General features: G+C 40.5%; 4 protein-coding genes. 2 read left to right on the top strand and 2 right to left on the bottom strand.

The features are described 5' to 3' along the window. The first annotated feature begins 197 nt into the window (after nt 1-197). A complete protein-coding gene (locus tag C502_RS0109130; RefSeq protein ID WP_018678527.1) occupies nt 198-9,986 on the top strand; it encodes a YDG domain-containing protein in 9,789 nt (3,262 codons plus the stop codon). Between the two features lie 2 nt (nt 9,987-9,988). Further along, on the top strand, nt 9,989-11,662 hold the full coding sequence (locus tag C502_RS0109125; RefSeq protein WP_018678526.1) for a ShlB/FhaC/HecB family hemolysin secretion/activation protein: 1,674 nt from the start codon (nt 9,989-9,991) through the stop codon (nt 11,660-11,662). Between the two features lie 112 nt (nt 11,663-11,774). Here the strand turns inward: C502_RS0109125 and purB are convergent, their stop codons facing one another. Further along, nucleotides 11,775-13,163, bottom strand: coding sequence for an adenylosuccinate lyase (gene purB / locus C502_RS0109120; protein WP_018678525.1), 1,389 nt, complete (start codon nt 13,161-13,163; stop codon nt 11,775-11,777). 54 nt (nt 13,164-13,217) lie between these two features. Beyond that, nucleotides 13,218-13,949 carry a high frequency lysogenization protein HflD gene (gene hflD / locus C502_RS0109115; RefSeq protein ID WP_018678524.1) on the bottom strand — a complete coding sequence of 244 codons (732 nt, stop codon included), beginning with the start codon at nt 13,947-13,949 and terminating at the stop codon, nt 13,218-13,220. Nucleotides 13,950-13,953 lie beyond the last annotated feature (4 nt).

The raw sequence follows: 13,953 nt of genomic DNA, 5'->3' as shown, positions 1-13,953 counted from the left end.
TGATTTTATGTGTTTTGGTATTTGTTATTTTTAAATATGCTTATTGTTTAAAAATAATGTGCTTTTATTATCTTTGTTTTATCTAAAATGATATCAAACACACATAAATTATTTTTTTAAGTCCATTTTATTGAAAATTAAAATGAGATGGAAATTTAAAATTTAGCGCTAATATTTAATTTTGGGGTGGCGTAGAGATGAATAAAGTCTATAAGACGGTATGGAATAAGAGTCTAGGTTGTTGGCAGGTGACTTCGGAATTAACACGAAGTCATTCGCGAGGCGGTCAGAGTTCAAAGGTGACAGGGCATGTTAAAGAGACAAAAACTTGGTTTCAGACCCTACGTTTATCTTTATTAAGTTTAGCCTTGCTTCCGATCTCGCTTTGGGCGGGAGTATCTGATGTACAATTGCCAACTGGCGGCAGTGTCACTGTGGGTTCAGCACAAGTCAGTCAAAATAATAATACGTTAAATGTCCATCAAAATAGTCAAAATGTAGGCATCCAATGGGATAGTTTTAATATTGGACAAAATGCGACGGTCAATTTCTATCAGCCAAATACATCTTCGATTGCGGTGAATCGTGTTTTGGATAGTAATGCCAGTCAAATCATGGGAAAACTGAATGCCAACGGGCAAGTTTTTTTATTGAATCCGAATGGTGTGATTTTCTCTAAAACGGCACAAGTCAATGTCGGTGGGATTGTTGCATCGACATTGAATGTCACAGATAGTGATATTATTAGTGGAAAATTTAAGCTTCAAAATCAAGGGAATGCTGCCAGTATTGAGAACTATGGCTCGGTTATTGCCAATGGTGGTGTCATCGCTTTTATTGCACCAACCGTCATCAATGAAGGGCAGATTCAGGCACATAATGGTGTGATCCATTTAACCGCAGCAGATCAAGTCACTTTAAAATTACAAGATGGTCAACTGACTGAATACAAAGTTGAAATTGGAACTTTGCAAGGTCTGATTGATAACCGTGGCGCGATTCTTGCCAATAACGGTGCAATTTATTTAACTGCAAAAGCCAAAGATAGCTTAAGCAAAGCCGTGGTGAATCATAGCGGTATTATTGAAGCCAATCGTTTGAGTCAAAATGCCAAAGGTGAAATTGTTTTGCTTGCGGATATGCAACAAGGCACAACCAATGTCAGTGGTATTTTAAAATCAGAAGGTCTCAATGGTCAGGCAGGTGGTTTTATTGAAACCAGTGCCGCACAGGTGAAAATTGCAGATAGTACGCACGTTTCGACTTTATCTGATGGCGGTAAAACAGGAACGTGGCTGATTGACCCAACTAATTTTAGTATCAATGCTGGCTCGGCTGCTCAAACGGGTAGTGGTATTGGTGCAACGACCTTACAAAATAATTTGAATAGCACCTCAGTCATTTTAGAAACACAAAATGCAGGGTCAGAAAAGGGGGATATCAATGTTAATGCTGCAGTTACATGGAATAAAGACACCACACTGACGCTAAAAGCACATAACGATATTAATGTGAATGCCAGTATTACGGCACAAAACCAAGATGGTAAAGTGGTGTTGTTATATGGGCAAAATGGGAGTGAGAGTGCCAATTATTATATTAAAAATGGCGCGAAGATAAATTTAAAAGCAGGGCAAAATTTTAGCACGCAAAAAGGTACGGATGTCAGCAAGCGTATTGATTATAAGGTTGTGACTGATTTACAGGCTTTACAAAATATCAATAATGCGCTGGCCGGTAATTACGTACTCGGAACGGATATTGATGCGACGGTGACCAAAGATTGGGGTGTTGGAGACGAAAAAGGCTTTAATCCACTTGGTAATGAATTTGATTATTTTACAGGGAGTTTTGATGGTTTAGGGCATACAGTGAGTCATCTCACGATCAATCGCCCCTATAGTTATGACGTTGGATTGTTTGGGCATATTGATGGTGCTGTCATTCGTAACGTCGGTTTGGTTGGCGGTTCAGTCATTGGTGACAGTTTTGTTGGCGGCTTGGTCGGGCAAAGTACACATCAGAGTCTGGTTGAGAATGTATTTAATACGGGAACGGTTCAAGGTTATGGGACTGTTGGTGGTCTGGTTGGAGGAAACTTTGATGGCAGTACTATTAAAAATGCTTATGCGACGGGGAATGTCACTGGCGCACAAAACTCAACCTATATTGGTGGTTTAGTTGGGGGGAATGATGGTGCCGTTATCGAAAATGTCTATGCCTCTGGAAATGTGAATGGTACTGATATTGTTGGTGGTCTAGTTGGAGATAACAATCATGGTGGTACAATCAATAATGCTTATGCAACAGGGGCAGTTACTGGTGAGCAAAATGTCGGTGGTTTAGTTGGAAATAACTATTATGACGCCGAGGTTAAAAATGCTTATGCGACTGGAGCGGTCACAGGTACTGATCGGGTCGGTGGTTTAGTAGGGGAAAACCTTGCTGCAAAGATTGAAAATACCTATGCACTTGGAAAGGTGAGCGGAACAACAGCAGTCGGTGGTTTACTCGGCAAAAATGTTCAGGGTGTTGTAACCAATAGTTATTGGGATAAAAATAAAACAGGATTAGATACCAGTTCAGGCAGTGTCAATACCAGTGGTTTGACCAGTGATGAAATGTTCAATGCCAATAAATTTGTTGGCTTTGATTTTGATAAAATTTGGGCAAATGCTGATAATCAAACCACGCCGTATTTTAAAGATCACATTGGTCCAAACCAAGTCGTTAACAAACAAGATCAATTGGGTGGTTACTACAGCGTTATCCAAAACCTCAATCAACTACAAAACATAAATCAAAACCTTGCAGGTAATTACTTACTGGGTAATGACATTGATGCCAAAAACTCACAGTTTTGGGGTGATGCAAATGGTATTGGCTTTAATCCGCTTGGTGATAGTAGTCACGCTTTTACAGGTAAATTAGATGGTTTAGGTCATCAAATTTTAGATTTATATATTTATCGTGAAACCACGGATAACGTTGGCTTATTTGGCTATATTCAGAACGCCAATCTTAAAAACTTTGGTGTTGTGAATAGCAATATCAAAGGTCAAAACCATGTGGGTGCTGTTGTTGGAAACAGTACACAGAATTCACAACTTTATAGCATTTATAGTACTGGATCGGTTGTAGGTACGGGTGATGCTGTGGGTGGATTGGTTGGGCAGCAACAAGATGGTTCAAAAATAGAAAGTGCATATTCAACCAGTCAAGTTACAGGTCAGAACCAGGTTGGTGGTTTGGTCGGTACTAATCAAAATGCAATCATTAAAGATACCTATGCAACTGGTGCTGTGAGTGGATTGAGCAATGTTGCTGGCTTAGTGGGAAGTAACCAAAACCAAGCAACGATCCAAAATGCCTATGCCACTGGGCGTGTTACAGGGAATAGTCTGGTTGGTGGTTTAGTTGGAAATAATAACAACGCAACCGTGAGTAATGGTCACTGGAATAAAGAGACCACGCTGCAAAATGCCAGCGCAGGGAGTAGTGCAAGTTCTGGTTTGACCAATGCTGAAATGAAAGATGCGTCTAAATTTACTTTCCTTGATGCTGATAGCAAATTAGGAGGGAAACAGACAGCATGGCGTATTTATGACGGTTTAAGCGTACCTTTACTACGAAGCTTTTTGACGACTAAAGATTTATCTGTCACGGATAAAACCACAACCTATACAGGTAAAGAGCAACATTTTGCGGATGTTTGGGGATTAGACAGCAGCAAATATACTGCCAATGGTCAAACCAGTGGAACGGATGCGGGTCTTTATAAAGCAATTTATTATAGTGATAACCAACATGGCTATGATTTCATTGGCAATGAAGGCACTTTAACGATTAATAAAGCTAAGGTGACCATTACTGGAAATAGTGATTCAACAATCTATAACGGTAAAACTCAATCAATTAACAATCCACATTATACGGTTGATGGATTGGTGAATGGGGAAGCTGAGTCCTTACTTGGAAATATCGCGATAACAGGTGCTTCAGGTAAAGATGCAGGAACTTATACCAATAAGGTGACTGGCGAAAATAGTAGCACCAAAAACTATGACATCGCGTATGTTGATGGCAAGTTTGTTATTAATAAAAAGAAAGCAACGGTTTATGCACTGGATGAAACACGTGAATATAATGGTTTTAACCAACAAATTAATAGTTTCCGTGCCGATGGTTTAGTTGATGGAGAAACTGAATCTGTTCTGGCAGTAAATGCTGTTGCAACACGTAAAGATGCCGGAAATTATGTGCATGCTGTTGCTTATAGTAATGCAGCAAAAGGCGATAAAAACTACGATCTCACCTTTGTAAATGGCACATATACCATTACCAAAGCCACTGCCACAATTAAGGGAAATAGCCTAGCAACGACCTATAATGGTCAGGTACAAAATGTTGCTGGATTTACGATTGCAGGCTTGAAAGGTAATGATGCAAACAATCAAGCAAATATCTTTAGTAGCGTTACTGCGTCTGGTGCGAGCGATCGAAATGCGGGTAGTTATACCAACACTGTAGCTGGAGCCGCATCAACTACGAACTATAATATCGTATATGAAAATGGTTCACTTGATATTGCAAAGAAACAAATTACAGGTAGCATCACCGCTCAAGATAAAGTGTATGACGGTACAACCAGTGCGATTGTAAATGGTAGTTTGAATGGTTTGATCACAGGTGACCAAGTCAACCTGAATGCGCAAGGACAATTTGCAGATAAAAATGCAGGTTCAAACAAGAATGTAAATGTATCAGGCAATTTAAGTGGTACAGATGCAGGCAACTATGAACTCACCACCAATGGACAAGTCACTGCCAACATCAGCAAGAAACAAATTACAGGTGTATTAACCGCTCAGGACAAAGTTTACGACGGTACAACCAATGCAATCGTCAATGGTAGTTTGAACGGTTTAATTACAGGTGACCAAGTCAACCTGAATGCGCAAGGACAGTTTGCTGATAAAAATGCAGGTTCGAATAAGAATGTAAATGTATCAGGCAATTTAAGTGGTACAGATGCAGGCAACTATAGCTTACAAGCCAATAGTCAGACCCAAGCGAGTATCAGCAAGAAACAAATCACAGGCAGCATCACTGCTCAAGATAAAGTTTATGACGGTACAACCAGTGCGATTGTGAATGGTAGCTTGAATGGTTTGATCACAGGCGACCAAGTTAACCTGAATGCGCAAGGACAATTTGCGGATAAAAATGCAGGCTCGAATAAGACGGTTAATGTATCAGGTAATTTAAGTGGTACAGATGCAGGTAACTACGATCTTGCAGCGAATACATCCGCACAAGCCAACATCAGCAAGAAGCAAGTCACAGGCAGCATCACTGCTCAAGACAAAGTGTATGACGGTACAACCAGTGCGATCGTCAATGGTAGTTTGAACGGCTTAATTACAGGTGACCAAGTCAACCTGAATGCCCAAGGACAGTTTGCGGATAAAAATGCAGGTTCAAACAAGAATGTAAATGTATCAGGTAATTTAACGGGTACAGATGCAGCCAACTATAGCTTACAAGCCAATAGTCAGACTCAAGCGAGTATCAGCAAGAAACAAATTACAGGTGTGTTGACTGCTCAAGACAAAGTTTACGATGGTACAACCAGTGCGATTGTAAATGGCAGCTTGAATGGTTTGATTACAGGTGACCAAGTCAACCTCAATGCGCAAGGACAATTTGCAGATAAAAATGCAGGTTCAAACAAGAATGTAAATGTATCGGGCAATTTAAGTGGTACAGATGCGGCGAACTATAGCTTACAAGCCAATAGTCAGACTCAAGCGAGTATCAGCAAGAAACAAATTACAGGTGTGTTGACTGCTCAAGACAAAGTTTACGACGGTACAACCAGCGCGATCGTAAATGGTAGCTTGAATGCAAGTGATGTGATCGCAGGCGATCAAGTCAGTGTTGGTACAACAGGGCAATTTGTAGATAAGAATGCAGGTCAAAATAAAGTTGTTACGGCTTCAAGTAGCTTGGTTGGGTTAGATGCAGGCAACTATGAGTTAAGTACTAGCGGACAAGTGACAGCCAACATTAGCAAGAAACAAGTCACAGGCAGCATCACCGCTCAAGATAAAGTTTATGACGGCACAACCAGTGCGATTGTAAACGGTAGTTTGAACGGTCTGATCACAGGCGACCAAGTCAACCTGAATGCGCAAGGACAATTTGCCGATAAAAATGCAGGTTCAAACAAGAATGTAAATGTATCAGGCAATTTAAGTGGTACAGATGCGGGTAACTATAGCTTGCAAGCCAATAGTCAGACTCAAGCCAACATCAGCAAGAAGCAAGTCACAGGCAGCATTACTGCTCAGGACAAAGTTTACGATGGTACAACCAGTGCAATTGTAAATGGTAGCTTGAACGGCTTAATCACAGGTGACCAAGTCAACCTGAATGCGCAAGGACAGTTTGTAGATAAAAATGTAGGCTCAAACAAGAATGTAAATGTATCAGGTAATTTAAGTGGTACAGATGCGGGTAACTACGATCTTGCAGCGAATACATCCGCACAAGCGAGTATTAGCAAGAAGCAAATCACAGGCAGCATCACGGCTCAGGACAAAGTTTACAATGGCACAACCAGTGCGATCGTCAATGGTAGCTTGAACGGTTTGATTACAGGCGACCAAGTCAACTTAAATGCACAAGGGCAGTTTGCAGATAAAAATGCAGCTTTGAATAAAACTGTAAATGTATCAGGTAATTTAACGGGTACAGATGCAGCCAACTATAGCCTACAAGCGAATAGTCAGACTCAAGCGAATATCAGTAAAAAGCAAGTCACAGGCAGCATTACTGCTCAAGACAAAGTTTACGATGGTACAACCAGTGCAATTGTAAATGGTAGCTTGAACGGCTTAATCACAGGCGACCAAGTCAACCTGAATGCGCAAGGACAATTTTCCGATAAAAATGCAGGCTCAAACAAGAATGTAAATGTATCAGGCAATTTAAGTGGTACAGATGCAGGCAACTACGATCTTGCCGCTAATACATCAGCACAAGCCAGCATTAGCAAGAAGCAAATTACAGGCGTATTAACAGCTCAAGATAAAGTCTATGACGGTACAACCAATGCAATTGTAAATGGTAGTTTGAATGCAGGCGGTGTCATCACAGGCGATCAAGTCAGTGTTGGAACAACAGGGCAATTTGTAGATAAGAACGCAGGTCAGAACAAAGTTGTCACGGCTTCAAGTAGCTTAGTTGGATTGGACGCAGGCAACTATGAACTCACCACCAATGGACAAGTCACTGCCAACATTAGCAAGAAGCAGATCACAGGTGTATTAACAGCACAAGACAAGGTTTACGACGGTACGACCAGTGCGATTGTGAATGGTAGCTTGAATGGTTTAATTATAGGCGACCAAGTTAACCTAAATGCCCAAGGACAGTTTGCCGATAAAAATGCAGCTTCGAATAAAACTGTAAATGTATCAGGCAATCTCAGTGGTACAGATGCAGGCAACTACGATCTTGCAGCGAATACATCAGCACAAGCCAACATCAGTAAGAAGCAAATCACAGGTGTGTTGACCGCTCAGGATAAAGTTTACGATGGTACAACCAGTGCAATTGTAAATGGTAGCTTGAACGGCTTAATCACAGGTGACCAAGTCAACCTGAATGCGCAAGGACAGTTTGTAGATAAAAATGCAGGTTCAAACAAAAATGTAAATGTATCAGGTAATTTAAGTGGTACAGATGCGGGTAACTACGATCTTGCAGCGAATACATCTGCACAAGCCAACATTAGCAAGAAACAAATCACAGGCAGCATCACTGCTCAAGATAAAGTTTACGATGGTACAACTAGTGCGATTGTAAATGGCAGCTTGAATGGTTTGATCACAGGTGACCAAGTCAACCTGAATGCGCAAGGACAATTTGCAGATAAAAATGCAGGTTCAAACAAGAATGTAAATGTATCAGGTAATTTAACGGGTACAGATGCGGCAAACTATAGCTTACAAGCCAATAGCCAGACTCAAGCGAGTATCAGTAAAAAGCAAATCACAGGCAGCATCACTGCTCAAGACAAAGTTTACGATGGCACAACCAGTGCGACTTTAAACGGTAGCTTGAATGGTTTGATCACAGGCGACCAAGTTAACCTCAATGCCCAAGGACAATTTGCAGATAAAAATGCAGGCTCAAATAAGACGGTTAATGTATCAGGCAATCTAAGTGGTACAGATGCAGCGAACTATGATCTTGCAGCGAATACATCAGTACAAGCCAACATTAGCAAGAAACAAATTACAGGCAGCATTACTGCTCAGGACAAAGTTTACGATGGTACGACCAATGCGATTGTAAATGGTGCATTAAACGCAGGTGGTGTCATCACAGGCGACCAAGTCAACCTAAATGCGCAAGGGCAGTTTGTTGATAAAAATGCGGGTTCAAACAAGAATGTAAATGTATCAGGCAATTTAACTGGTACAGATGCGGCAAACTATAGTTTGCAAGCCAATAGTCAGACTCAAGCCAACATTAGCAAGAAGCAAATTACAGGTGTATTGACTGTTCAAGATAAAGTCTATGACGGTACAACCAATGCAATTGTAAATGGTAGCTTGAATGGTCTGATCACAGGTGATCAAGTCAACCTGAATGCGCAAGGACAATTTGCCGATAAAAATGCAGGTTCGAATAAAAATGTAAATGTATCAGGCAATTTAACTGGTACAGATGCAGGTAACTACGATCTTGCAGCGAATACATCCGCACAAGCCAACATTAGCAAGAAACAAATTACAGGTGTATTAACCGCTCAAGACAAAGTGTATGACGGTACAACCAGTGCGATTGTAAATGGTGCATTAAACGCAGGTGGTGTAATCACTGGCGACCAAGTCAGTGTTGGTACAACAGGACAGTTTGTAGATAAGAATGCAGGTCAGAACAAAGTTGTCACGGCTTCAAGTAGCTTGGTCGGATTAGATGCAGGCAACTATGAACTTACCACTAATGGACAAGTGACTGCCAACATTAGCAAGAAACAAGTCACAGGCAGCATTACTGCTCAAGATAAAGTTTATGACGGTACGACCAGTGCGATTGTAAATGGTAGTTTGAACGGCTTGATCACAGGTGACCAAGTCAACCTAAATGCCCAAGGACAGTTTGCGGATAAAAATGCAGGCTCAAACAAGAATGTAAATGTATCTGGAAACTTAACGGGTACAGATGCAGGCAACTATGATCTTGCAGCGAATACATCCGCACAAGCCAATATCAGCAAGAAACAAATTACAGGTGTATTAACAGCACAAGATAAAGTTTATGACGGTACAACCAGTGCCATTGTCAATGGCAGCTTGAATGGTTTGATCACAGGTGATCAAGTCAATCTGAATGCGCAAGGACAGTTTGTTGATAAAAATGCGGGTTCAAACAAGAATGTAAATGTATCAGGCAATTTAACTGGTACAGATGCAGGCAACTATAGCTTACAAGCCAATAGTCAAACGCAAGCGAATATTGCAAAAGCCAAAGCACAAGTCATTGGTAATAGTTTAACGACGACTTATAACGGTCAGCAACAACAAGTCACTGGTTTCACTGCTCAAGGTTTAGTGAATGGGGAAAGTACTGAAGTTTTAACAAATGTAACGGCGACAGGTGCAAGCGCCATTTCAACAGGGAACTATCAGAATCAGGTCAGTGGTCATGATCAGAACTATGATCTGACATTTACTGCTGGAATGTTGAAAATTGAAGCGCCATTGGTCGATCCAAAACCACCTATCGTACCTGAAAAACCGAGCCAACCTGATCTCTCCATTTGGCATGATTTATTAGGTAATCCATATCAGCGAGCGATTCATTTTGCTCCACAAACAAATAAACCAAAACAGTCGGATAGCATCGAAATAGAAATTATTGGTGATGGCATCAACATGGACGGTATTCACACATTAACGGGGAATTTTTAATTATGTTATATCCGAAGACAACATTATTGATGAGTATGCTTTCACTGAGTAGTTTTTCAGTTTTTGCAGATAATGTGCCAAATGCTGGACTACTTCTTCAACAGCAAACCATACAGCAATACCAACCTCAAGCTGAGGTGAATATTGAGCAGCCTGCACAAATGCAAATCGCGCAAGCAGATGCTCAACAGCAAGTTAAAGTTGAACAGATTGTAATTACAGGAAATCAAAGCATTAGCACAGCAGATTTACATGCTTTGGTTGCCGATGCTGAAACTAATATGTTGACACTTGCTGATTTACAGCAATTGACGAAACGGATTACTGCTTATTATCAACAACAGGGTTATCCCTATAGTCGGGCGTATTTACCTGTACAAAGTTTGAAAAATGGTGTGGTTAAGATTGCGATTTTGGAGGCAAAATATGACCGTATCATTATTAATAATCAAACCAAAACATCGCCACAATTAATACAAGCTATTTTGCAGCCGTTACAGCCAGGCAATATTATTGATTCGGCGACCTTGCAGCAGCAGCTTAAATTGTTGAATCGTTTAGATGGGATTCAAACACGTAATATCATTAGTGCAGGGCGTTATGCTGGAACCAGTGATTTAACAATTGATATTCAGCCAACATCATCACTGACAGGCTATGTCGGTTTAGATAATTATGGCAATGAATATACCCGCGAAGCGCGTTTAAATGCTGGCGTTGCACTCAATAATACTTTGGGTTTGGGTGATCGCTTGACTGTGGATGGCATGACATCGGGCAATCTAAACTTTGGTCGACTGGGCTATGAAGCAACAATGAATGGTATCGGTACACGTCTAGGTGCGAGTTATTCAGATTTAGCCTATGAATTAGGTAAAGAATATAAAGCTTTAGATGCGACGGGCACAGCACAGCAAATCAGTGTATGGTTGAATCAACCAATATTATTGAATAATCGTAGTGAAGTGATTTTGGGTGTGCAATATGATCATAAACGCCTGAAAGATGATATTAACGTTGCAGAAATTTATCGGGATCGGAATATTGATGTTGGGCGTATTCGTTTAGATGCTTCGCAATATGATGATTTTGCAGGTGGCGGTTTAACTCAACTTGGCGTTGCAACAGATATTGGACGAGTTAATTTTAAAAATGCGATGGCAGAACTTGGCGATCAAGCAACGGCAAAAACACAAGGTGAATTCGTTAGTGCCTTTATGAATGTCTCTCGCTTGCAAAATTTAAATGGTTCAAAAACCCAAATCTATGCAGCTCTACAAGCACAATATAGCCCTGATAATTTAGATAGCGCTCAGCAATTTAGCGTTGGTGGCGCATCGAATATCGCAGGATATAAGAATAGTGCGTTAAGTGGTTCAACTGGATATTACGTTTTGTCTGAACTGAGACAGAGTTTATATGCTTCTGCACAAAATCAACTTGCAGCGAAGATCTATGTCGATACAGCAACGGTTAAACACCAAGCACGAGAGTGGAGTGGTTTAACAGGCAAAAATATAGAACAGATTAGTAGTGCAGGTTTTGGGTTGAACTGGTCAAATGTAATGCAATGGCAAGCAGCATTAACTGTTGGGTTCCCGATAGGCTCACAACCTGATAGCGTCGATAAGCGTAATGACGTCGAAGCTTGGCTTAATTTAAGTAAACGTTTTTAAATAAGAACCGAGTTGTGATCAGTTAAAATCGTTGGGATTCTGATGATTTTAACGAGCAAAATTAAGAAATAAAAAAGCAAAGCCTCGGCTTTGCTTTTTTAATCAACAAAACTTAGATTTTGCCAATTAGATCATTAATTTGTTTCGCTTGTTCAGCCGCATTACCTGTGTAAGTTGCAGGGCTAAGTTCAGCTAAGCGAGTGCGTTCATCTGCTGGAACTTGTGCAAGTTCATCACCTTTGACAAAGTTCACCATCATCTCACGAGTCATTGCTTGACCACGAGTCAATGCTTTTAATTTTTCGTAAGGTTTTTCAACGTTATAACGACGCATAACGGTTTGGATTGGCTCTGCAAGTACTTCTTGTGCTTGGTCTAAATCTTCATTTAAACGGTTCGCATTCAGTTCAAGTTTACCAATACCTTTTAAGCATGCATCAAAAGCAATCAAGCTTTGTGCAAAACCAACACCCATGTTACGAAGAACAGTTGAGTCAGTTAAGTCACGTTGCCAGCGAGAGACTGGAAGTTTTTCACCTAAATGACCTAACACGGCATTGGCAATACCCAAGTTACCTTCAGAGTTTTCGAAGTCAATTGGGTTGACTTTATGCGGCATGGTTGAAGAACCAACTTCGCCATCTTTTAAACGTTGTTTGAAATAACCAAGTGAGATATAGCCCCAAACGTCACGGTTAAAGTCGATCAAGATCGTATTGTAACGACGTAAAGCATCAAACAATTCAGCCATATAGTCATGTGGCTCGATTTGAGTGGTGTATGGGTTGAATGCTAAACCTAAAGATTCAACAAATGCTTGTGCATGTGCAGCCCAATCAATTTCTGGGTAAGCAGATAGGTGAGCATTGTAGTTACCGACAGCACCATTGATTTTGCCAAGTAATTCTACATTTTCAAATTGCTTGATTTGACGTGCTAAACGATAAGCAACGTTTGCCATCTCTTTACCCAACGTAGTAGGGCTTGCAGTTTGACCATGTGTACGAGACAACATTGGTTGTTCAGCGTGTGTGATAGCCAAAGCAGAAATCGCATTAAGGATTTGTTTCATGCTTGAAACTAAAACTTCACGACCATTTTTAAGCATTAATGCATGAGACAAGTTGTTGATATCTTCAGAGGTACATGCAAAGTGAATAAATTCGCCCGCATTTTGTAGCTCATCAATGTTGGCAATTTTTTCTTTAAGGAAATATTCAACTGCTTTTACATCGTGGTTGGTCGTGCGTTCGATTTCTTTAATGCGATTCGCATCTTCTTCAGAGAAGTTTGTTACGATTGCATCTAAAGCTGTATTTGTTTCAGCAGAAAAAGCAGGAACTTCAATAATTTCTGCACGATTTGCAAGTGCTTGTAACCAACGCACTTCAACCGTAACACGAGCGTGGATTAAACCAAACTCAGACAAAAAAGGGCGTAGTGCATCACATTTGCTTGCATAACGTCCATCAAGTGGTGAGAGTGCGGTTAAAGCATTCATACAGATTCCTTAATTTTGGAATAGACATAAAAATAAATTCGTCTTAGCATCGGTTTATACCACCTGATACTGTAAACGAGCGAGAGCTTGAATATCTTGTAATAACCTGCGTTTAGTAAAAATCATACTCCAAGAGCTACCACCGAGCTGCCGCCATAAATGGGCAAGCTGTAAACCCGTAAATAAGCAGGCACGAATACGGTTAGTATGATTAATATCTTTAAACGCTTCAGCATTACCGCGAACGAGGATGCGTGGATTGATTTGCCCCGCTGTTTCCACATAAGTTTGTGCAAGGTTGGCGATAATACTTGGATGCAAATAGTTATTATCGAAAAATGAAAGCTGTTTTAATATTTTTTGCTGAGCTGCTTCGATAATTTTGACGTATTCAGGATTGCTATACACTTTCTTTTCTAATTGCAATAAAGCCATTGCATAAGACATTGGCAGTTTAGCTGCTGAAAGTTTAGGAACACGAGATTTGGGTGCAGTGTTAAAAGGCTGAGTAATACAGCCTTCTAATGTTTTTAAACCGAGTGAAATATCAGCAAGTTGATTAAAAAAATCTAAAGTTTGAGTGGCATTATTGGTAGCGGGTCGAATATTAAGACTGGCTTTAATCAATAATTCAAAATAAAAATTACCACTATCCCCAATACTTTGCTGTCCCGCCATCGCGGTCATATGCGTCAGTTGCGTTGCTTGAAAGACCGCAGCCAATGCCAAAGCACGATTTTGTCGAACATTCAACGCTTGGGCGTGCTGAAAGGGTAACTCCACCATGCTT

This window comes from Acinetobacter tjernbergiae DSM 14971 = CIP 107465 (assembly GCF_000374425.1).
Classification (GTDB): domain Bacteria; phylum Pseudomonadota; class Gammaproteobacteria; order Pseudomonadales; family Moraxellaceae; genus Acinetobacter; species Acinetobacter tjernbergiae.
Note: the sequence above shows the minus strand (reverse complement) of the source record. Positions and strands in the feature narration are given on the sequence as shown.